Source organism: Nocardia sp. NPDC051463, from assembly GCF_040681975.1.
GTDB lineage: Bacteria > Actinomycetota > Actinomycetes > Mycobacteriales > Mycobacteriaceae > Nocardia.
The window spans coordinates 543,758-567,007 of record NZ_JBFBAB010000001.1; the positions used below are offsets into that span (position 1 = coordinate 543,758).

The window sequence follows — 23,250 nt, forward strand, 5'->3', positions numbered from 1 at the left end:
ATGTGCTGACCGAGTTCGGAGGAGACGTCACGCTGCGAGCAGCAAGGCAGCGCTGATCAACACGACCACCGCGGTAGCGAAGTGAATACCGAAGGCGACGGCCTTCGGGCCGCCGTTGCGCAGCACGATGGCGGTGTCACCGAACGGTGTGAGTGCGACGGCCAGCATGGCCCAGCCCGCAGGATGGGCTCCGGCGAAGCCGAGTACCGCAAGGCCGATAACACCGGAGGTGATATCGCGCAGGCCCTTGACGGTCAGGTAAGCACCGGTATCGCCGTCGGACCTGGCGGGAACGCCGAAGGCCGCGGCATCGGGCACCGGGAAGAACCGGAGTCCGATGAAGCCGTGGGACCTGACGGGAACGCCGAAAGCCGCGGCCGCGGCATCGGGCACCAGGAAGAACCGGAGTCCGATGAAGATGATCAACAGGTCGAGTAGGATGGCCAGACCGTAAGCGACGGGGGTGAGCACGTTTCTCCTTGTTACTGGTGCTGTGAAATGACGTATGGCCGCACGGCCCGCAGCGGTACGAGGCAAATCTCCGCTGATCTCCTGATAGTCCTCGGCCGTCGGACGCGTGTCGCCCGAATGGGTCGCGGACTCGCCGCGGGTGGATATCGGGCTGCTTGATCGTCGTTGTCGACAAATCTGTCTGGACAGCAAGGCGTTGCCGAGAGTTTCGAGAAGGGGGAACCGACCTGCGGCGGGAAATATGTGGCCGCCGTCGGCGGTGACCGCGGTCATGGCGGCGGGAAAGTATCCCGTGTGACACCGACGGCCCACACCGATAGCGGCGGCCGATCGAACCATCCGGTCATACCGGCCGAGAATCGACCGCACGCTCGGCATGTGTTGGGAGATCGTCCGAAATATGCTGTGTTACAGAAAGATCGGAGATACACCGACCGAGGTTGACAAAGAACAGGATCAAGCCGAGGGTCAGTATGATGTGCCCGATTCCCGCGGTTCCGGCGATGGCCGCGCTGGTGTGTACGCCGAGGATCGTTTGAATGCCATGCACAGTCATGATGGCGACAGTCAGCACGACGCCCACGTTGTAGATCCAGAAAGACCAGCTGAAGAGCTTGCTCGACGAGAGGGTGAACTGCTTCTCCAACACCAGCAGAATCAGGTGGAACAACATGCCGAGCGCAAGAAGGTGGGTGTGCACGACCGCGAGCTGGGTATCACCGACAAAGTCGTTCATCTTGGTGAGTTCGCGATAAACCAGACCGCTGATCACTCCGATGATCATGTAAGTGTGTGCGGCGTAATAGATCTTCTTCACAATGGGCTCCCGGAGTCAGGCAGGCGAATAGCTGCGTGCCGCGGATCACTACGGTCACTGCCGTCACGAAATAGATACCGAAGACCACGCTCGGATGTCATGGTGACGCGATCAGCACTACGCCGAGGACGCCGGAGGACAGATGTCAGGCCGTAGGCGCGTGAGGTGAGCATGGCGTAGAGGACGTCGCAGCGGCAGCAGGCCAGGCGGATGAGGGTGGCAACCCCGCGAACGTCCGGCGCGGGGATCCGGAAGGCACCACGCGGCAAGAAGCCGAGCACCTGGGTATAGAAACCCTCGATCAGCATCGAATTCGCGCCGATCGCCGTGCACCCGGTTCACAGGGAGTGCCGTACGTAGGTCGTAGCTGTGCGAGGAGGAACGAGCTATTAATCGCCACTCCCCGAATCGGCACCGCACAGGGTGTAACAGAAGACGAACGGCTCCGGGCCGTCGTTGAACCAGCCATGGGCGGAACCGTTCTGGATCAGGCAGTCACCAGGGCGCAGCGGCAGGTCGACCCCGTCGTCGGTCCGTAATCGGCCCTCGCCGGACAATACGATCACGAAATCGACGGTCTGAGTGGTGTGTATCCCCTCCTGTGCCTCATCGAACGTAGCCAGCATTCCTGGCAGCTTCGCGTCCGCTTCGGCGACGGCCGCTGCCATGGCCTCGGCAGACACATCCGAAGGAGGCGCGTAGCTCAGCCCCGGAGGAATGCTGATAAGGCCGAAACGGAGCCCGCCGGGGCCAGGAAAGTAGGTCCCGTTCGCCGCGGCCTGCACGTTGGTCACCGGCAGCGTCGGCAAGTCGTCCAACTCCCACATGCGGTGCACCTTCGCCCCCGGCAGCAAAGCGATGGTGATCGGGTCGATATTCGCATCGGATAGGACCTGAGTTTTCCCGGAGTCGTTGTGGCCGATGACTATCCTGCGCATTGCTACTCCTCATACTTTCGCCACATACAGCTGGGATGTTTGCGGCATCTCCTGCCCAGTCACGGTAGAAGCACCGCGCACGGCTCGATTGTCGGTGGACGCAGGAAAGTTGCGGCTACGCGCAACGTTCGCCGGAGCGGTCGGGCAGCCGAGCGCTCCTGAAGCGCCCTATTCTGTCCACATCAACTCAGGGTGTCCGCGAGTGCGGACAGATCACAATGCAGGGAAGGTGCTGTCGGTGGAACACCGAGCCGCATTCGTCGAGTCGGCCACGACGCACGCCGTCACGCCGAATGAACGCACGGACTACTGGGCCGAGCTGATCAATTCGTACCACCGCCGCTTGGGTTACGCCTTCCTGCGCCCACGTGACTTCGAGGGTCGCACAACGCTGCACCGCACCGGCAACTACCAGCTCATCGGATGGGAATCCGACGCCGTAACCTACTACCGCACCGCCGGACTTGTGCGCCGAGACTCCGACGACGACTATCGACTGCTGCTGCCCACCAAAGGACCGGTCGCCGTGTGGACGCCCGGCCAGCACGCACGTATGCCGGCCGGCGTGGGCGTTTTGGTAACCATCGACCAACCGTTCGCGTACTCCATGGTCGATGACAACCGAGGGCTGCTCATGACCATCCCCCGGCGCGAAATCGATCGCCGCCTCGGGCCCCACGGGCTATCCGCCCGGCCCGTGGACTTCACCACCGGGCTGGGACGCGTGGTCGCAGATCTCGCAGGCGGGTTGCTCGCCGAGGGCGCCGCCCTCACCCACCATCAGTTCGACGCCGTGTCCGACCGGTTGGTCGAACTGCTGTGCATGCACATCGTCGGCGACTATCCCACCGCGCCCAACGACCTCGCCGACGTGGAATCCGCAGTCCGCCGATACATCCGCACACACGCCGAGGACCCCGACCTCACCGGCACCACCGTCGCCAACGCTCTTGGCTGGTCCCTGCGCCAAATCCAGCTCGTTCTCCAGCGCGGCGACACCACACCCCGCCAACTCATCAAAGAAGAACGCCTGCAAATTGCCTACGCACGCCTGCGGAATCCGGCTTACCGCCACTGGAGCATCACCACCATCGCGCTCGGACTCGGCTTCGGCTCGGCCAGCGCCTTCAGCACCGCCTTCCGGCAGCGCTTCAACGCGACCCCCCGCGACATCCGCGAGGGTTGAGCAGCAGACCTCCGCACCGACCGACTTGATCTTGGACCGCAGCGTAAGCACCTGGGCGAGTGTGTCCGGAAGTTCATGAGCGCGCGTTGCCGCAACTTTCTTGGGTGCACCGACAACCGGGGCGCGCGGTGTCCCTACCTTGACTGGGTATGAGATCCCGCAACCGTATCTATGCGCACGATTGTCATGGGCAACAACGCAACGTTGCCTGGCGGCTGTTCCGATTTCGGCAAGGCAGCGCACTGCCATCAAGGATGACCGCCGATGGTCATCACGGATGTGGAGATCGTCGTAAGGCTAGTTCCAGGACAGGGCGCCTATCGGCCGGGGCTGCTGCGACGCAGTTGGGTCGAGCAGCGAGGTCCGGTTGTCGAGGTCTTCGACGCGGTTGACAGCGCGGCGGTGAGGATGAATCCTGACGCGTTGCATTTCAGCTGCCGCACCACTGTTCGGGTGCCTGCGACGAAACCCCGAAGGGGGCTGCGCAACGCTGCCCAGAGGGCGTCTCGTGAACGGGCGACGTAGCGCACGGCGCCTCGAGCTGCACAGTTTTCGTACAGCTCCAGGTAGGCGGAGCTGTCATTTGTACCGTCCCACAGGTCCAGGTAGCTGCCTGCGGGCACGGCGTCCATCACGGTGTGGACGATCCGCGGCATTTCCTCGTCGGTGCGGGCAACGGGCTAGCCGAGAGTCGAACCCATGATCTGAACCAACGACCGTATGCAGCGTGGTGTCCGTCGTGCAAGCCCACGGCACGTTACGGCGGATGTGGCCTCGCGCAATGAGCCAGGAACTCGACCCGATGTGGGACTCGATCACACTGATCCGAACGACGCGGACACGCGCGCCGTTCGTGACCGCGAGACCGGAAAGGCCTTTGACCTGAACGACATCCACGTGCTTGGCAACGACGGGATGGCGCTGCAACAACTCGAGAAACCAAGAGCGAGGCAATCGTCGATCTGTTGACGCAATGCTCGAGTGTGGCCCTGCGGACGGGAAGGCGTTCGGCTAGTTGGAGACCGCTGGCCCAACAGCCAACCGGCACATGGTATTCGGCGACGGGACCACGCATCTGCCCCAGTGCCGCGCTGGCCCGACTCGGAGCAGGCATCGCGCTGTTCGCCCTGTTCGATCGGTTCCCCGGCCTGCGCCTCGCATTGTCGCACAAGGATACACGCGATTTCCCGGTGTTCAGCAGAGTGATTCAGCAGCGTTCCCGATCTACCTGGGCAGCTATGAGCTTTCCAGCAATGGGAGCAGTGTGCTGCGGCAATGATGTTCGGCTGGAGGACAATCCAAGCTTGGTTTCGCTGAACCCGGTTGAAAGGAATTGCCTGATATGGGCGAATCGTTGCGGGTCGATACAGACCTACTGCGGGCGCTCGCTCCGGAACTCACCGCGCTCGCCGATTTGGCACACAAAGAGCTGACACAGCTGAAAGCCACGCTCGAGGCTGAAGGCCAGTGCTGGGGCGACGACGAACCCGGCCTGACCTTCGGCGAAACCTACGTGCCGGAGGCAGAAAGAGGGCTGGCCGGCTACGCGAACCTGGTCGACAACCTGCACAGGACCAGCGACGGTGTCGTGGATGCTGCCGACACCTTCCACAACCATGACCAGGACATCGGCAACCAACTCCACATTCTGGAGCGCGCCGGCACCGAATCCGGCTGGCACACGCCCACGACGTCGTTCGATCAACCGATCTGGCCCAACCCTGGCTCATCACCATCAGCGCTGCCCCCGAACGGATCTGCGTCGAATCCAGGACTCCGCACTGACTCCGACACCGACAACCCCAGCGGAACCTCCGGTCCCTTCCCCCGCTACGAACAACCGCAAAATCAACCGGAGCATCCCGACGATGACACCAGACCCGGAAGGCCCGGCGGGCAGTCGATAGACCAGGCGCCCGGCTCCATCGCACCATCGCCTGCCCGGGACTCCGCGCCACCCGACGCAGCGGGCCCCCGATCCGGAAGGCCCCAGCGCACCGCAGTCGCCGGGAAACCCTGGGACACACCGCGGTCAGGGCCCTCAGCAGGCAACACACCGTGGCAACGAAAAGCGGCCGGTACGCCGGGCTTGTCCAGCGGGGCCGGCGCGCCGGCCCCGCGAAGCGCATCCGGCGGTGTTCCACCCGGCCGAGTTTTCCCGCCCCAGCCCGGAACTCCGGCACCGGGCGCGCCACGCCCCGCGAAGCGCACGAAGGCCCGCCGAAGCGCGAAAAGCCGTCGGCCCCAGCCTGTTCCGATTCAGCCGAAGCAGGTCGAGACCGACCAGGCAGCCATGGATGTTGCCCGCGCGCTTGCCGCCAGACACGGCCTGCGGATCGTGGGGTTCGAGACCGCCGGCATTGGGGAACGCACGGTGCTCGAGATCGCGGCGGCCATCGATGACATACTCGGGAAGTACCCATTCCTGGACCTCGGTGGGATCGAGATCACCGAACTCGGCGGCGGCGCGGTGTCCGATGTGAAATGGGATCGAGCTGCGGGATGGATCATTCTCGACCGGACCTCGGTGGCCGACCCCGCCCCGTCGCTCCCCGGATCCGATGAGCCGCCCATGTATTCGACCATCGTCAACGACCTCGGTCGGATACTGGAGGCGACCGCAGGTCCACGCGCGCGGCAGCGAGCGCAGGCGTCATTGATCACCGAATATTGGCGAATCAGCGGGCCGTGGAACCGAACCGACAGGCTGGCCCACATCGTTGCCGGCTACCGGAAGTGGCGCGCACAACTGAACGGCCGCAGCTTCTCGGGCAGTCGGTTCGATTCCCGGGCGGCGCTGATCGAAGCGTTCACCGAGGTCGAACTGCGCGGCGACAAAGCCTGCGGACCGGCAAAAGTGCTGCACCAGTTGGTCGTCGAGAACGCGCGAGGACATTAGGGCGCAGGGTGACAGGGCCACTCTTACCAGGGATCCCCGCGCGTTTGCAGGACATGGCCTTCGGGCACATGCCGAACGCGCGGATCGCTGGAATGTGGCGGGCCGCGGACGCTTGGTCGGATTCGGCCAATGGGCTCGCTGCGGTCCTCGATGGGCTCGAGGCTTCGGAAGCGCGCGCGATGCTGACGGCTGATGGCGTCACCGCTGAGGCGTTACGGTCACAGTATCGGGGGCTCGCCGACGATACGCGACAACTAGCCGAGTTCAGCGACAGCATGGCGAGGCTGTTATACGAGACAGCCACGATGCTCGAACTCGAGCAATACATGGTGCGTGCCATCGCTCTGGTAATTACGGCGCAGTTCGCGTGGGATGTGCTGTTGGGTCCCGCTGGCATCGCGAAGATGGCCACCGATCGAATCGCAGGCGAGACGGCGATGAAGGTGGCCTGGCGCGAGATGCTGTCGCAGCTATGGCGCTTGATCGTGAAGTTCTCGGCGGAGCGTCCACGGCTGGCGATGGTCATTCGTGGTGCGACTATCGGTGGCGCGACCATGGGCGGGGCCCGCGCCTACGCCGAAGGGCTTCAGGTCGCGCACGGGGATCGGAATGGGGTGGGTTGGAAGACGGTCACGGCCGCGGTCTTGGCCGGCATTGCCGGAGGGGCGGCGGGTGCTTCCGTCGGCAATGTCGGTGCAACCAGTGTGAGTCGCTTGGGAGCGAACGTCGTTTCCAAGACGGGGCAGATGGTTTGGCGTTCAGCGGCAGTGCTGACGGCAGGCACCGCGGGTGGCGCGGCCGGTGGCGCGGCGGGTGGTCTGACTGCGGAGGGTCTGACCACAGGAAAGCTAGGGGGCAACAACCTGGCCGAAATGGTGGTGATGGGGATGACCAGCGGCGCGCTCAGTGGCGTGGGCGCTGGAGTGCGGAGCGTACGAGCCGGCGGTTACGCGGGCGCACCGGCCGCTGGGATTGATCGCGCGCGGACGTCGGCGGATGTCACATCACACCTGCGACCCACCCCGCCACACGCCAGGCAACCGCTGACAGGATCAGAAGATGGTCACCTACCTCGACCGAGGTATCGCAGCCCTGAGATGACTGCGATGGGGAAGGCACTGTTCGACAACGTTGGCCGCGACATCGATCTCACAAATATGGAGCCGAGAGCGGCACGCGACACAGCCGCCGATCTCTTGAACAACCGGGCCACCCCACCCGACGGCAAGAGGCCGGCACTTGATTTCGGCAACTTACGGACCCCGACCAACCACGAACTCCTGCGTATGACCCATGACCAGGCCATGGGGGCGGCACGACCGAGCGATCCCGGAGGAGGGGCGACAGCGCACCCGAAAGGCGCTGGCCAGCAACCAGTTTTACCGCCGCCGCAGCGATCGTCACCCATACCGCCCCCATCGGCGGGATCACCTCACTCGCCGCTCGGGCACGGCCCTATCCATCGATCGGCAGTAGTGACACCCCGGAGCACCGTTTTCGCACCCGAGCGCGTTGTTTTCAGACCGAGCGCTCCGACCGGGCACACCAACACCGTCGTGCCGCGCGTCGCCCGCACCGGCTCGGACATGGCCGTGGAAGCCCCCGCGAGCCAACGGGATGTTCCTCCGGCGGCGTGGACGCACACGGCGGAGCCCGACCTCAACGCCGGTAACGACGGCAAAGTTATGGCAAGTCCAGATGAAGCCGGCGGAGTAGCAACTGCCGAAGAGATCGGCGCCGCTGCCGGCGAACAGGCACCGGCAACCGAATCAACCAGCTCGCTGGATAATTCGGTGCATCAGGGCGGGCAAGACGCTACCGGTACGCCCCCACCGAGCACGCACAGCGAGACATCGCCGCACCTGCACGACGGCGGCGGCGAGTTCGTGCCGGCGCATGCCATGCGCGCGGGCCAGCGACACTTCTGCGCACAGGAGGCGGTGTCATACGCCAACAAGCTGATCGGGGGTACGGGCACCGAGCCATCATCGGCCGGTGATCGACAGGTCGGCGCGAAGGGGATGAGCGGTGATCAATTTGCGCGGGAGTTGCACGCGGATTGGCGGCCGGGTGGGTTCAGATCGCTGCAGGCGGTGGTCGACCATGTGCAGCGCACCGGAGATGTGGCTTGTGTCGGCGTGCAGTTCAAGAATGTGGGCGCGCACGCCTTGGTCCTGAGCAGGAATCAGTTAGGCCACGTCGAGCTGCACGAGCGGGTCGGCGACGTGGTCTATGAGCGTTCCGGCGACGTCGCGACCGCATGGGATGTCGATGCCCAGGGACGACGGGTCAGCGACGTGCGCGTACGGCGCGAGAGCGATGCGGTCGGGAATCTGGTGCAGCAGTTGATGCCGCACGTCGACAAGGTCGACGCGATCGTTGTATCCGAGAAGGGGGCGGAGTTCCCGCTACAGCCGGGACAGGCGCCGAAAGGCCATGGGCCACGGGACGAGATGGGGCACCGACCGACCGGTGGGGCCGGCCTCCTCGAGCGACCGTTGTCTCTGCCCGAGCGACCGGCGCCCCCGCCGGTCCGCAACGAACGCGCCGACCTCGCGTTCCGGGCGGCATTCGATCGCGAGCTGGCGCAACTACTGGGTGAGGGGGCGCTGGAAGTTGCACCTTTGCCGCCGAGCCCGACGGCACCGCCGACGCCACGACTGATTCACGAAACGAACGAACCCGCTGCGCATCCAGCGACTCCGCACCCCATCTCCGACACAAACAACCTCGCCGCCCGAGCAGGCGACCCGACAACTGTTCCGGATCACACGTCACCGATACCGCAAGCTCCCATCCTCGACACCGACAATCTCGCGGCACAAACCGCACCGAAGACGGTCCCGGATCCCCCACCCTCGCCGCAGCCGCACGGCACCTCGGACACGAATAGCCTTGTGCCGAACGCGAATACATCGAGCCCTACTCGAGCCGTCATACCGGAGGCGACGCAGCAACCCGCCGATGATCCGAACTACCTTGCCGCACGGTCGGCTGCACCGAAGCCGGCTCCAGAGGTCGGTCCGCTGCCGCGCAGCCCCCAGATAGATCCAGCCGCGCCCCTGAGGGATTCGCCGAATCCGCTCGGCGTGATGAGCGGTCTAGAGGACGGCGACAACGAGGACCTCGACGAGTTCATCTATCCGAAGCCGCACACCGTCCACGATCCCCATCCAGATGACTCTCCGAACCCACCTGGTCGAGAAGTGCGGGAGAATCCGAAACAATCACCTCGGGACCCTGCCCAAATACCGATGCCCGGTGTTCCAGATTCGCCGGAACAGGAGCGGTCCGGGAACATCACGCCACCGATACCGCATGTGCCCGGCCATTCCCCGGCGCGTTTGCCTGCCACACCTGGCGGCGGCCCAGCACCGTTAACGGCTCCCGACAAACCGGAAGATCCGCACACTCCGGTCTCGCCATGGACCAGGACGAAGACCCCTTCGAAGCTCACGCCCGAGCCCCACACCTCCGACCCGCTTGTAGCCCGACCACCTGCATCGACAGAAACGCCTCCGATGGTCCGCAGGACCAATCGCTACGACGCTCCCCCGGACCCGGCAATCCCAGGCGCACCGACTGACCCGACAACCCTGCCCGGTATCGACGATCCCAGCCACAATCCCGATATCAGCGGACCTCCCCTCATCGAAGGCCCCGCACCCCGGCAAAGGGCACCACAGATCAAGCCGGTCGAGCCGGTCGAACGCCGACGCGCGGACCCGTGGGCCAAGGCAACGATGGATGGCGACTCCAACGACGGGCCGCCCAACCGTCGGCGCGATAAGCCGCCGACCGCGTCGGGGCCGACCGCGTCCCAAAGCTCCACGCCGGCGCCGGAGCCTGCATTGCCCGAGGATGCCCCGACCCCCGTGCCAGGATCTGCTGATCGATCCCGGCCACCCGCACCGAACCCGGCCGACCTCGCCAAGTTCCTTGCCGCCAGAAGCAAACGCGCTGCGCCCGACCCTGACCGGCCGCTGCCCGAGACGGACCTGGGGTGGCGGCAGTGGCGCATGGAGGAAGAGCTCAGTCTGGGAATGCGTGCCTACAACTTGCGAATAGCCAGAGAAGCGACGATCGCCGTGCTGGACAGACTGGCTGTTTTGTTGCCTGCCCTACATCCCGAGGCGACCCAGGAGGAGATCGAGGACGCCTTCTACGCAGCCAAGGATAAAGAGGCGGGCGGGATGGTGCCCCGTTCGGTGTCAATGGACAGTCTGCGGCGTACCGGCAATCTGCGTGAGTTGGTGTCGGCTGGGCTCAACGCCATGTACCGGAGCTCGACAGCAGACCGTTCCGTGCATACAACGCTGGACCAAGGTTTGGCGAAACTGATGAACGCGCCCGACTGGGAGTTGAAGGCGGGCGAACTCGGGCTCGATGTCGCCAAGCTCAGCGCGGTCCAGGCGAAGGTCGCGGCACGGGCGAGACTCGCGGGCAAACCGGAACCGGAGCTTGCGCCAGTGCATCTTCGAATTGTCGACAATATCGTCGAAGACGGTGTGCTGCTCGACGAATTCCGCCGCAGCGAGGCCGCACGCAGGCGGCGCTCGGGCGACAACACCGACGACAACATGGCGCGCCAAAGAGCCCTCACCCTGCATGACTTCGCGCTGTTGAAGCCGCTGTCGCCAAATGAAGTGAAGGCAATTCACGGCGAGCTACACCTTTTGCGCAAAGATTTGCTGGATTCCGATTTTCCCCTGCCCCGAGGCAGCCGCGGCCTGGTCGACGCCGCCGCACTGGCGGCAACGCTGCGGGCTGCAGACAGTGCAGTGGTTTACGTACTGCCGCACTACCGCTACGACGCACACGGCCACATGCGCGACGATGCGGGAAACGCCGTTGTCGAGCGCGTCGTCGTCCACTGTTACGAACGTGTTGTGGATCTCGAGACGGCGCTGAGTAGCGACCCACATAGATACGTTGTGCAGCTGACCGCGCGGAACGGCGTGGCAACCTGGGAGTTCGACCCAGAAAGCGATTGGTTCCGCGACGTCGCTATCAAGCGCAGAATCCCAGCGGGAGCAGGATTTTCGGGTACCGACGCAAGGTTGATTGCGCACGTCGACTGGCTGGGGCTGTCGAAGGAGGTACGGCACGCATTCGGCCTCGCGGCACTGGCGTTCGTATGCCCGGAGCACCACAGCGTGTACGAGGCCGTACAGGGCATACGGCTCGGCGGTTACCCCCTGGTCGGTGAGGCCGACTTCCCCAGCCGAGGCGGCCGCGATGTGCGTGCGCTGTACCGGGCTGTCGACAAACTGATCAGCGCCGCGGAACAGCTCGATGGCCTATCGGGCGCCGAATCACCAACTCCCCCGCCCATTCCGCACAAGACAGTCAGCCAGTCAGCCTCTGGCCCCGCGTCGGATGTTGTGATATCCGCCGACTCGCGGACCCCCTGGAGCACCCTCCCGCCCCAACCGGCGACAAACGAGGATCACCCCAAGCCGTCGCCGTGGCGAGGGCCGCACGGAAAGCGGTTCGATCCGGGGCAGCTCAACGCCGCGGGCAACGGTCCAGGGGCGGACGCATTCGGCGAAGGGGCGAAGCCGGTCGGTCCTCTGCGAACGGGGGACGCGCCGCAGACAGAAGCCGTGGTGTCGGGCGGCGGTGGGGGGAATCCGCCGCTGCCCGATGGCGAACGCCGGACCGACACGGAAACCTTCGTGGAGTTCGTGGCAGGCGACGAGGTGGTCGACCTGCTACGCCGAACCGATGAGCTGATCGACCAGCTGACGGCCGGCGCGGCACCGGACACGATTGCAGCGAGCAAGCTGCTCGTGCAGCGGATGGTCGGACTTACCTTCGGGGTCGAAACGGGCGGGCGAGGGCGGGTGTCGGTGCGGGCGAGCGATGGGCCGCTCAGCCCATCGCTCGAGTTCGAGCTGTCAGACGGTGCTGAGCGGCTGGCGTCGTGCTTCGTGCAGTCTCCCGACGAATGGAAGATGGAGGTGCAACATCTCGCACATCGGTACGGCGAGCTGCGCTCGCTGGTGAACAACACCCTGAGGCTGGGCGGGGATCAGTCGACGAAGGTCGGGTTGATGCTGGAAGAGCTTGCCGCACAACTCGACTCGGCCGAGGACGGCTGGTTGCAGATCGGGATCTCTCCGGTCACGGAAAATACGCACGAGTTGTCGGCTTTGCTAGGCAGACGCGCAGCGGTCGGGACCACTCGGTTGACGCTGGAAGTGCCCGCTACTGGGGGAACCGCCGAGGCGGCGGCGCGGATCTCGATAGCGATCGATCCGGCGCAGAACCTGAACACCGTGATCACCAGTGCGCGTGGTGTCGTTCGGGAGCTGACGGCCAGATGGCCGACGGGCCGAGCCGGTATCGCGAGGGACGCGGCTGAGCAAACGCTGCGGGCGGCGGTGGCTCGACATGACGACCCGAATGCGTTGTACGAGTTCGAGATCGTGGGTCACGTCCAGGCGGGTGTCCCGTCTGTCGAGTTCGCCATCCGCGACCCCAGGACCGGAAGGGTGACGGATCGAGGTGACATCTCCGTAGCCGCGCGTGGGCAGGAGTGGTTGTACAGCCCGATGGGGAATGCGGACCTGTGGGAACTCGTGATCGAGCCGGACGCGAACCGGGATCGTGTCGTCCAGGAGGCATTCGAGCTGTTTCGGGACGTCAGCTGGCTGGTATGGCAACCGGGGCAGGAGGATGTGGCGCAACTGCTCGCCGAGATGATGGTCGGCAACGTCGTTGACCGCCCCGGCACCAGCGGCGTGTTGGTAGTGAAGCGGCTGGGGGTAGGTCCCGCCGAGGTCGTCGGGATCGACGTGCATGTGCGTGGCACGCAGGCGCCGGAGTTGAGTCTGGTCGAGCACGCCCATCACCACGGCGTCGAGGTGCACAGCCCGGACAGCTCTACTGCATGGATGGTGCTCCACGATGGGACGCCCGAGTCGGCCGAGCTGGCCGCAGCCCTGGCCGATCGTGGCATCGATCGGTCCGATCATGCTGGGGAGGTGACCGCCGACCCGCTGCCAAGGGGTTTGGATGCTGCGCTCCTGTCGGCGACCACAGAGTTCGCGGATCTGCTGGTGCGCGAATCGCGCAAACGTTCCGGTGGCGACCTGGCGTTCACGGCAGTCGTGGAACTCGGACAAGTCAAGTTGGAGGCCGTCGAACGTTTTCATACTGCGCTGCAGCAGGATTCGGCTCAGGACGATATCGCGGACCGCAACCAGCTGTCGCCACAGGCAGCCGCACCGCAGATCCTGCCGCTCGGTGCACAGGATCTGCCGATCGATGGCGAAGCGGCTGCGGAGGTGAGCGACGATCTGTCGACGGTGGCTGTGGAGGCCATGTTCGAGGATCCGCGGGCGTACCACCTGTGCTTCGATGAACTCCTCGAGACGCAACGGACAGCCATAGAGTTACGGCTCAAAGATCGGCCTACAGCTGAGCTGGTGGCGGCACTCGGGCAGAACCACGAAGCTATCTACCACGAGGCAATCCATCGCTTTCGCGCACTATTGCTCGATTATGCCGAGGCGCGTCCCGAGGCAGCTGCGGAACTGGCGTTGATCGAACGGACTCAACCAGAAATTCTCGAGGTCATTGTCCAAAAGATTGACGATCCCCTCCACCAGAAGCGCATCGCACTGCGATTCCTGCACAGCATGCGGCCGGCCGCTGTCGCGGCCGAGATCGGGGAGGATGAAACATCTTTCAGATTGCGGGAGTACCGCGCCATTCAGCTGGTCGCCGGACTGCTTCGTCGGCACAGAGCCGTGGAATCCGGGAACAGCATGTTCCTCGGCACCGTCCACCGCACCGACCCCGACCACCCACAGTCGTACGCTCTCCGTCGCTCGGTGTACGACTGGGTCGGCAAAACCGCAGGAGGGCCTCGCATAATCGTGGTCGAAGGCCTGCTCAGGGAACCGGATTCGACCGCAAGAGCTGCCCTCTCCAGCCAGCGCGGCGAGATGGCGTTCCTCGCCTTCATCGCCGAAAAATTCGGCATCGAAATCACATCCCTGGAAGAAGACGTGCGCGAGCAGGTCAAGGGCCTGATCGGGCCGGACCGCTCCGCGGAAGAAGTCTTCCTGTATTACGTTCTGCGGCAGATACCGCAAGGCCTCCGGGCACAGAATGTGTCCCGAGCAGGCATCGACGAGCACGTGCACGGCGCCGTCAAAATGTACGACTGGATCCTGCCCGACATCGACCCCTACGCCAAATTCCAAGAACTGCTGACACGCTACTACTCGACGCAAGGATTTCCTCGTCAGTTCAATAAAGACGACCAGGTTTGGCTTGTCGCGGAGACTGTGGATATGGTCGAAGGCGGCTTGACAATCTCCAAAGTGCAACTTGTCGCCGCGGCATGCCACGAACGCAGAGAAATGATGGCCGCGAAAAAGATAAAAGAGCTCATGAGAAAGGACATAGCCGTTCTCGCAGCCTTCGGAATAGTCCATTTCGACCTGACGCGGCGACAAATGGAAGCATTCTCAGGCGACAACGATTACGAACTCGAGTCCGAAGTGCCGCGGCCGGCGGGGAAGGGCGGCGCGCCTCCGAGCCCGGCCGCATTGGGGGTCGACGGGCGGCAGGCACTGGACCTCGATCTAGCGGTCGCGTCCATACCCGGCGGTCTGCAGCCGTGGGTGTTCGCCGGATTCGGTCCAGGAGATGCCGCGCACCCCGAGAAGCCGAATCAGCCGAAACCCACTGCTGACGCTCCCCGGCCCGACGGTCCTCATGCCTCCGACGCGCCCGATGCACCCCGGGCCGGTCGTACTGACGACGAAAGCTCCCCTCCCCCCAGAAAAAAAGGCGCTGTCGCCTTGGATGAGCTCACCGACCGACTAGAGGCGGCGGGCTGGCCGGTAGACAAGATCGATGCGGCCGCACGTACCTTCCTCGCGGTCTGGGTGCACGCCGCACAACGCTACCCAGACGCGGAAACGGTCGCAGCGCGCCTCGACACGCGGATCACGGTCACAGGCGCTGCGGGTGCCAGTGTCCTACGCGTCGAAGTCACCGACACACAGCCCTTCCAACCTCCCCTCGACAACACCGACAGCCTGTCCACTCCTGCACGCTCGGGACAGGCGAGAGGCGCCTCCCACCTCAGCCACGCCTCCGGAGTCGTTCTACTCGGAGACGGCGGACATACGACTTGGTTCGAGTACCGGGAGTCGCAGCCACTGCTCGCAGTTCCACGAATGGACATGGGTCAAGCAACCGTTGCCTTCAGAGCGGGCGGCGAACCAGCGACTGTCGTCGCACCATCAGAAGTGTTGGGTCTATTGCCGGCCGATCAATACGGCTTCCTCGGCGGCTCCGGCGGCAAGGTGACGATGCCCCGCGACGTGGCGGTCGCTCTCCTCAACGCGGCACTCGCACATGGTGAACAACGATCAGGGGGCGCGAACAACACCTACCTGTTCGGGGACTTCGTCGTGCGAGTCCCTAAGGCTGGTGACGGAATCGACTACGTCCTCTGGGATGAGCTCGAACTCCTCGAGGCTATCGCGTCATTCATAGAAGCACCTCGGCTGCTGTACACGGACAAGGACAAACGCTTCCACATCATGCGGCGCATCTATGGCGAACCGCTCGCCGTTGGCGACTACCCGGCGGTCGCCGCAGAGCTCGTGGAACTCCGTAGGCAGTATGCCGGGATTACCCTGGAGGGGCTGCCGCGACTGCCCGACTCGTATCCGAAGACGCCAGAAGACTTTCTGATGATGCTGGCCGAGCATGAGGAACACGTCTACCAGATCCTCCGGGAAAATCCGCGCTACGCTGCGAGGTTCAAGGACCTCGGGCTTCCGGAGTCATTGCTCGAAGGCTTGGCGGAGGTGTTCGCGGAGGCCGAACTGGAACCGTTCATGTTGATTCACGGCGATTTGACCTCCGATAACATCCTGAGAACGCCCGCCGGAGTAACTGTCATCGACTACCGTCTCGCCCGCTACGGTCCCCGCGCTTTCGACACGGCTGTCATTTCGCACAGAAACCTCAGCAATTCCCACGACGTCGCGTGGTTGTTCCCTCGCCTGCTACCGTACTTCTTCTATCTCGACATGAGCAGAGTATTGCACGACTTCGTACGCCTGATCGATGGATTGGACTCCGGCTCAATTGATTACGATAAAGCTCGGACCCTCGCCACGAACGTGTTCATGGCACTCGTCACCGCCGATTCAGCCTGGGGCACCAGCATCAAGGCACATGCGCACGTCTATCTTCGGGATCTGATCGACGAGTCGTTCAAGACGCGACACAACATCGCTACCGCAGGAGAGGCCGGACCCGAAGCACCTGACAGTCTCGACCCGGACGCGCACAAACCGCCCAGACAACGACGGGGCGACCGGGCGATAACCACTGTCGGTGCGCATCACCCAGCCCTCAACGCCGAGCAAGATTCGGCCACTCGGAACGACTTCGCCATCGCTGCTCGGCTGCCGAAGGCGACACAAGACGACGAAAGATGGGCGGTGGTCGAGCAGGTTTTCCTCGAGGATCTGGAGGCATTCGAATACTGCTTCGATCAGCTCACCGAGAAGCAGCAGGAGAGCATACTGCTACGGCTGAACGAGGCCGGACCGCGTGAAGTCCTGGCGGCCCTCGGCAACAACCACAAGAGCATCTACCTCCGAGCCATCCGACGCCTGAGTGCACTGTTGCTCGATTATGCCGAAGCGGAGAAACCGACCGAGAGACGCGACGGTAAGGATATCGATGCGATGAGCCTTCCGGTTCCTGCATTAATTGTTCCAGAGGTCGATGAGTTCCGTTTCCTTACCGTCGACATAGGGCGTCCCATGTCACGCGACAAAGCCTGGGAATTGCGAGAAAAAGCAGTAGCTTCCGGCCAGCATCGATTCGGGAACAGCAACGATGTCTACCTGTACGGTCAGGTCGCCGTCCGCATACCCAAAGCCTCCGCCGACTTACTGGATAAGGCGATCTGGCCTCAGCATCAATTTATCGCCGCAGTTGCTCCCTACACCACACAGATGCCCCAACTGCTGTACGTGGAGTTGGATTCAGCGGGAAAGGTTGTCTTCGAAATCTATCGCAGGGTTTTCGGCGGGCCGGTCGACAGCTTGGCCGCCGCACCGGTCGCCCGGACGATACAACGTTTCCACGAGCAAATCGCACGAGTGCCTCTGCGGAGGTTCCCGCCGCTGCCAGAATATTGGCCCGAAACTCCCGCCGAGTTCGTGCGCATGTACGCCGAGGATGCGGAGAGAGGCTACCAGCGATATCGATCCGTGGAACCGTATTGCACGGTATTCAACTTTCTCAATTTCGGGAAAAGATTGACTGACGGCCTGGAAACAGAGATCCGGAAAATACGATGGGTACCATTCCAGCCGCTCCACGGAGACCTGACCATCGCGAACGTTATCGAACAGATCGGGACCGGCCGACGCAGACGACCGCCGCACGATATCCCGCACACTCATCTTGTCATTGATTTCGACCTTGCCACCTATGGCCCCCTGGACTACGAAAACGCCATCCGTTTCCATCGCAACCCGGGCAGTGGCATGGGGGAACTGCCGCCACACAGTCCGCTCTGGCCGTACGTCGCCTACCTCGACATGGCGCGCGTCTTCCACGATGTCGTGCGTCTGGTCGATGCGGCACGCTCCGACACGATGAACCGCCGTGATGCGGAGAACCTGGCCCGGAATCTGCTCGTGTCACTCGGCAGGACGTACAAAATCTGGGGTTTGTCGACAACGCCACTGCCGACGGTCTCGGAACTGCTCGACATATCGACAGCCTCAGGGCCGACCGACAACGTCGTTCCCGGCTTCCGCCTTCAGTAATGGAACCCGGCCATGTAACGCCAGAATGAGGAGGACTGTATGGCAAACGAGCCGAGCGGACTGACTGCCGAACACCCGCTAGCCCGCGAATTGGCCGTGCAGGGGCCATCCGGGTGGCAACGGGCGGACGCGGTATTCGCGGTCACGGTGGCTGGTGAAATCGGACACCTCGTGTATTCCGATGGCGAGCATGCGATATCGATGAATCCGCCGGAGACGATGCTCGCGGTTGTGCGAGAGCTGCGTGCCGTCGCGGCTGGATCCAATGCGGAGCCGTGGTGGCGGATACTGGTGGTGTTGGCCTGTTCCGGCGAGTTGGAGATCGAATACGACTACGGCGACGAGCCGTTCCCCGCAGGGCAGCTGTTCGGCCCGGAGGCATATCGCGCTGACCTGGAGGCGTACCCGCGTGCCCATGTGCCGGTGTGGTTGTCCGCCTATATCGGTCATGGTGGCCGACAGCGACGTACTCCGCAGGAGGCGGCGACCCAGGCTCGCACCGATCGGGCCGCGCAGGTGTGGGCGGTGTTGGCGGAGAACGAGTTTCCGCCGTTCCCGGTGATGTGGGCGCGGTGGGCGACGGTCGCGGCGGCGTTTGTTGCCGCTAAGTCGGATTGGGGTCCGCGGATGCTGCCGTGGACTGGCTTATTCGAGGGCTCCGCGCGGGGAGGGTCGACGTTGTATGCACTGCCGGCCGGGCGGGCCGTGCTGTCGGGTGGGGTATGGAATGCGCCCACCTTGGAGGCCGTATACAACGGCGGCGCCCCGATGCCGAAACTGTACGCGGGTGCACCGGATTGGGTGACCGACTCGGTACTGGATCCGCGAGCGGCTTCGGGATTGCTGTCGTTCTGCTACTGGTGGGAGGCCGGTCGATGGTATCGAGGGCAGTCACCCGCCGCCGATGATTGCGCCACTGCGGTGCCGGGTGTATGGACGGCCGACGCCGCGATCGGGATCGTATCGAGGTTGGTCGCCGACGATCCGGATGACGTTTCGTCCGATGCGATTTCAGCCTTGATGGCTGCCGCGGAGATGGGTGCGGTCACCCGGGCGACGCTGGTCGAGGTATTCGGCGATGATGGGCGCTTCGATATCGACGGTGCGCTCTATCAATATTCGCTAGCTGGGCTGGTGTCGACAGCACCCGATCAGATGTCAGCGGAAGAGGCGATCGCTCGGGTGCGGGAATACATCACCGGGCACAGGCTGGATACCGAGGGATATCCGTTGTCCCAGTTGGTTGCTGAACGATTCGACGTCGGGTGGATGCTGTACGTGCCGGTGGCCGAGGGAGAAATAGCGTTCGGCCGGGCGATCTTCTACATCGGCGACGACGGGGTGCTCGAGCCCTCGTCGTCTTCCGTCGCTCCTGCGCGTTACATCGCCGACTTCACACAGCGGTTCGCCGACCGCCATGGTTCAGTAGCTTGAACTGAGTCCGAGTCCGAGGAGAGCAGCAGCCGATGGAGCAATGGGAGCGAGATGGGTTGCGCTCGACCAACTTCGGGATGCGCAACCAGGTCGAACACATGCTGGATACGCTCGCTGAGCAGCGTGCGCAGATATCCGAGGTCTACGAGCGGTTGGCGGCGGTGCGGGCTTCGGCGAGTTCGACCGACGGTCTGGTCACCGTGACCGTGGATGGTGCGGGTGTCCTCACCGACGTGCGGTTTGCGCAGGCGGCGTTTCGCAGTACTCCGGAAAGGCTGGGCAAATCTGTCACCGAGGCGGGACGGGCGGCGGCGCGTTCGGCGACCGAGCAGAACGAGGCGATTACCGCCCCGATTGCCGCGGGTGCCGATGCGATGCCCGATCTCCCTGACCTGGTGCCAGGCGCGCCGAGCCTACGAGATTCGGACGATCCTCGGCGCCACGGGCGGTAGGCGGGTGTGCGCCGAGAGCGGATGACGGGATGTTCCGCACCGGGTTCAGTTCCGTACGCCGCGCACAGGCTTTGCGCGGTATACGTGCCCGGCCGGGCCGAAGCGCTCACCACGAGCATGACGACCGGCTGGTTCGGCAGGAGCTGGTATTCGTCCCGGGGTGTCCGACTAGCGCTCTCCCGTCCAGGTCAGAGGCTTTTCGACGTCCGGGTCGTACTGTCCGATCCGCCTTGCATCGACCCGTCTTGGCACGTTCTTGGCACGCTCGATGTCGGGCCAGCAACTCGGCCCAGAAGCTCGCCCGTACATCGAAAAAAAATGGCCGCCGACGAACACCGAATCGTTTATGCTCGCGCCCCTGGCACCCGAGCCGTCAGCGGAGAGTGCCGTCCCCTGTTCGCGGTCTCAGTCAATCACCTTGCGCCAGAATGCTCGGGCGTACCCAGTAGGGGCAGTGACATCGATGGCGATCATGATGTGGGTCTTCGTCTGGATGCGCGTTCGCGGCACGTGCCCGGACGAGTCGGGCGTCGGTGAGCCGGTCCGCCCAGGGCTCCTAGGGCCAAGTCAACCGGCGCGGCAGCGCACCTTCCTCGAACTCGCCGACGCGCAAGCGGTTGCCTCCAGTTCAGGCCAGGGAGAGGAAGAGCTTTTCCATCTTCTTGGTGTCGACGCCGTCGGGGCCACCGGTGGTGAGGCACTGCTGGAGTCCAGTGGCGACAAGCGCGTAGCCGCTGCGGCTGAGGGCCTTGTTGACGGCCGCGAGCTGGGTGATGACGTCCTCGCATTCCGCGCCTTCTTCCAGCATACGAATGACGCCGGCCAGGTGTCCGTGGGCTCGCTTCATGCGGAGGGTCACGGCCTTCACGGCCTCTGGTTCCAGCTGCATCGCGGTCCTCCTTCAGTAGTGCCGATCGGCTGCGCCTGGCGTGCGCACCGATCCAACCCGCCGCGGTCGGCGGCTTTCGTCACTCGCCAGCATACATCCCCCCGGGGGGATGCTATCGTCGGTGAAAACATCCCCCCGGGGGGATGCGAAAGAAGGCGGTGAGAAGTGGTACAGACGGTGCAGAAGACCCGCGGTGCAACGCCCGTATCCGCAGGCCGGTTCGGTCCGCTGGGACGGCTCGGAACATGGGTGATCGACCATCGGAGGCTGGTCACGGCGGCATGGGTGCTGCTGGTGATCAGCTTGGGCGCCTTCGCGCCCATACTGGAGAAGAGCCTGTCGGGCGCAGGTTGGCAGGTCGATGGCTCGCAGTCGGTCACCGTACGACAGTTGGCGCAGGACCACTTCGGCGGGAACGCCAGTCACGCGATCCAGGTGGTGGTGCACAGCACCGCCGGTCCGCTCGACAGCGGTGACGGCCCGGCGGTAATCGCCGCGGTCACGCGGGTGGTCCAAAGCGATTCGCGGATCGCGCAGGTGATTCCGCCGACACCCGGCGCGAGCCTGTCGCCGGACCATCGCACGGCAGTGGTGCTCGCCGGTGCGGGCATCGATACCAACGAGATGGTGCGGGCCGCAACCGATCTGAAGGGCCGGTTGCAGGCGTTGTCGACCGACACGGTGCAGGTGAATCCGACCGGATCGTCACTGTTGTGGTCGGACTTCAACGCAGCCAACCTCGACGCGATGATGAAATCCGAAATGTTCTCGTGGCCGGTCACTTTGGCGATCCTGGTGCTCGCGTTCGGGGCGCTGGTCGCCGCCGGTCTCCCCCTGCTGCTGACCCTCGCCGGGCTGATGGCCTCCGCCGGCTCACTCGTGCTGATCAACCACTTCGTGCCGGTATCCATCTGGGCGATGAACTTCGCGATGATGTTTTCACTCGCGCTCGGTATCGACTACGCACTCTTCCTCGTAGTCCGGTTCCGTGCGGCGCTGATGGGCCGGCACGAGTCGCCACGCGAAGCGGCCGCGGAAACCATGGAGACCGCCGGAAAGGCGGTACTGCTGTCCGGCGCCACCGTCCTGGTGTCGCTGTCGGCGGTGATGCTCGTGCCCTCGCCGTCGTTCCGGTCGATGGCCGGCGGCATCATGCTCTCGGTCGTCTTCGTCCTCGCCGCGACCCTGACCCTGCTGCCGGTCGTGCTGTTCAAGCTGGGAGATCGGATCAACAAGCTATCGCTGCCTTGGGTGCATACCGGTGAGCACCGGCCGCCCACCTTCGCCCGCTGGGGAGAACGGCTGTGGCGCCGACCGGTCGTGTGGGGTCTGGGATCATTGATCGTGCTGGTGGCGCTGGCCGCGCCGGCCGTCGGGTTGAAGACGGCGATGCCGTCGATCAAGGTGCTGCCCGAGAACGCGAGCGCCCGGGTCGGGTACTCGCTGGTACAGCAGGCCTTCGGACCCGGTGCGCCGGGCATGCTGCAAGTGGTGACCAGCTCACAGGATGCCGAGGCCACGAACCGAATTCTGGCAACAGACAAGGAGATCGGTGCCGTGATGCCGATTGTGCCCTCCGCCGACGGTAGCGACTACCGCATGATCGAGGCGGTCCCGAAGGTCGACCCGTCCGACCCGACGCTCACCGCCACCGTGGCTCGCCTGCGGGCCGAGCTACCGACATCCGCACTGGTCGGCGGGGCGGCGGTGGAGAACATCGACCTGAAGCAGCAACTGGATCGCTATACCCCGATCGTGATCGGCGTGGTGCTCGTCCTAGGCTTCGCGCTGCTGCTGTTCGCATTGCAGGCGCCACTGATCTCGCTGCTCGGTACCTCGGCCAGCCTGCTCTCAACTGCCGCCGCATTCGGCGTCGCCCGGCTGGTGTTCCAGGACGGGATCGGTTCCGGCATGCTCGGCTTCGAGCACCAGGGCTTTCTGGACGCCTGGGCGCCGGTGTTCTTCTTCGCGATGATCTTCGCGATCGCCATGGACTACACCGTGTTCCTGCTCGCCTCGGCCAAAGAGCACTGGGAACGCTCAGGCCATCCTCGCGAGGCCATGGTCGGCGCTGTCGCACACTCGGGGCGGGTCATCTTCGCCGCCGGTGGCGTCATGGTCGCAGTGTTCTTCACCTTCGCACTGTCCGGCCCGCTGCCGCCCAAGGAGATGGGCGTGATCCTCGGCGTCGCTGTCCTGCTCGACGCCTTCCTGGTCCGGCTGGTCCTGCTGCCGGTGATGCTGCGCCTGGCCGGGCGCACCGCTTGGGCCACGCCGGCCTGGCTGCGCCGAATCCTGCCCACCATCCACTTCTCGCACGGCTGAATTCGAAAGGAATC

The 23,250-nt window shown here is 64.3% G+C and carries 14 protein-coding genes; 6 read left to right on the forward strand and 8 right to left on the reverse strand.

The window, feature by feature from the left end:
• Nucleotides 1–27 precede the first annotated feature (27 nt).
• The 3 genes from AB0M74_RS02420 to AB0M74_RS02430 form a co-directional block, all read right to left on the reverse strand.
• Nucleotides 28–471: a DUF4267 domain-containing protein gene (locus tag AB0M74_RS02420; protein WP_364900682.1), complete on the reverse strand. Its 444-nt coding sequence runs from the start codon at nucleotides 469–471 to the stop codon at nucleotides 28–30.
• Between the two features lie 343 nt (nucleotides 472–814).
• Complete coding sequence (locus tag AB0M74_RS02425) at nucleotides 815–1,288, reverse strand: DUF2871 domain-containing protein (protein WP_364900684.1); 474 nt, start codon at nucleotides 1,286–1,288, stop codon at nucleotides 815–817.
• 389 nt (nucleotides 1,289–1,677) lie between these two features.
• A complete protein-coding gene (locus tag AB0M74_RS02430) occupies nucleotides 1,678–2,226 on the reverse strand; it encodes a cupin domain-containing protein (RefSeq protein WP_364900686.1) in 549 nt (182 codons plus the stop codon).
• Between the two features lie 238 nt (nucleotides 2,227–2,464).
• On the opposite strand from AB0M74_RS02430, the gene AB0M74_RS02435 reads away from it, so the two are divergent.
• Nucleotides 2,465–3,412 carry an AraC family transcriptional regulator gene (locus AB0M74_RS02435; RefSeq protein ID WP_364900688.1) on the forward strand — a complete coding sequence of 316 codons (948 nt, stop codon included), beginning with the start codon at nucleotides 2,465–2,467 and terminating at the stop codon, nucleotides 3,410–3,412.
• Nucleotides 3,413–3,729: 317 nt separating this feature from the next.
• Here the strand turns inward: AB0M74_RS02435 and AB0M74_RS02440 are convergent, their stop codons facing one another.
• Complete coding sequence (locus tag AB0M74_RS02440) at nucleotides 3,730–4,068, reverse strand: hypothetical protein (RefSeq protein WP_364900690.1); 339 nt, start codon at nucleotides 4,066–4,068, stop codon at nucleotides 3,730–3,732.
• Nucleotides 4,069–4,754: 686 nt separating this feature from the next.
• On the opposite strand from AB0M74_RS02440, the gene AB0M74_RS02445 reads away from it, so the two are divergent.
• Complete coding sequence (locus AB0M74_RS02445) at nucleotides 4,755–6,311, forward strand: hypothetical protein (protein ID WP_364900692.1); 1,557 nt, start codon at nucleotides 4,755–4,757, stop codon at nucleotides 6,309–6,311.
• A 1,985-nt stretch (nucleotides 6,312–8,296) separates the two neighbouring features.
• On the opposite strand, the gene AB0M74_RS02450 is transcribed toward AB0M74_RS02445, so the two are convergent.
• From AB0M74_RS02450 to AB0M74_RS02460, 3 genes are all read right to left on the reverse strand, one after another.
• Entirely contained in the window at nucleotides 8,297–8,476 is a 180-nt protein-coding gene (locus tag AB0M74_RS02450; protein WP_364900694.1) for a hypothetical protein, read from the reverse strand.
• 24 nt (nucleotides 8,477–8,500) lie between these two features.
• On the reverse strand, nucleotides 8,501–8,668 hold the full coding sequence (locus tag AB0M74_RS02455) for a hypothetical protein (RefSeq protein ID WP_364900696.1): 168 nt from the start codon (nucleotides 8,666–8,668) through the stop codon (nucleotides 8,501–8,503).
• A gap of 2,310 nt (nucleotides 8,669–10,978) precedes the next feature.
• Nucleotides 10,979–11,185 (reverse strand): hypothetical protein, encoded by a 207-nt coding sequence (locus AB0M74_RS02460; protein ID WP_364900698.1) that lies wholly within the window; start codon nucleotides 11,183–11,185, stop codon nucleotides 10,979–10,981.
• Nucleotides 11,186–12,808: 1,623 nt separating this feature from the next.
• Here AB0M74_RS02460 and AB0M74_RS02465 point away from each other — a divergent pair.
• From AB0M74_RS02465 to AB0M74_RS02475, 3 genes are read left to right on the forward strand one after another with little or no spacing between them, the layout of a single operon-like run.
• A complete protein-coding gene (locus AB0M74_RS02465) occupies nucleotides 12,809–18,136 on the forward strand; it encodes a hypothetical protein (protein WP_364900700.1) in 5,328 nt (1,775 codons plus the stop codon).
• Between the two features lie 39 nt (nucleotides 18,137–18,175).
• Complete coding sequence (locus AB0M74_RS02470; RefSeq protein ID WP_364900702.1) at nucleotides 18,176–19,570, forward strand: hypothetical protein; 1,395 nt, start codon at nucleotides 18,176–18,178, stop codon at nucleotides 19,568–19,570.
• A 32-nt stretch (nucleotides 19,571–19,602) separates the two neighbouring features.
• Nucleotides 19,603–20,022: a YbaB/EbfC family nucleoid-associated protein gene (locus tag AB0M74_RS02475; RefSeq protein WP_364900704.1), complete on the forward strand. Its 420-nt coding sequence runs from the start codon at nucleotides 19,603–19,605 to the stop codon at nucleotides 20,020–20,022.
• Between the two features lie 628 nt (nucleotides 20,023–20,650).
• Here the strand turns inward: AB0M74_RS02475 and AB0M74_RS02480 are convergent.
• Nucleotides 20,651–20,911 carry a metal-sensitive transcriptional regulator gene (locus AB0M74_RS02480; protein ID WP_364900706.1) on the reverse strand — a complete coding sequence of 87 codons (261 nt, stop codon included), beginning with the start codon at nucleotides 20,909–20,911 and terminating at the stop codon, nucleotides 20,651–20,653.
• A 249-nt stretch (nucleotides 20,912–21,160) separates the two neighbouring features.
• Here AB0M74_RS02480 and AB0M74_RS02485 point away from each other — a divergent pair, with 249 nt between their 5' ends.
• Entirely contained in the window at nucleotides 21,161–23,236 is a 2,076-nt protein-coding gene (locus AB0M74_RS02485) for an MMPL family transporter (protein ID WP_364900708.1), read from the forward strand.
• Nucleotides 23,237–23,250 lie beyond the last annotated feature (14 nt).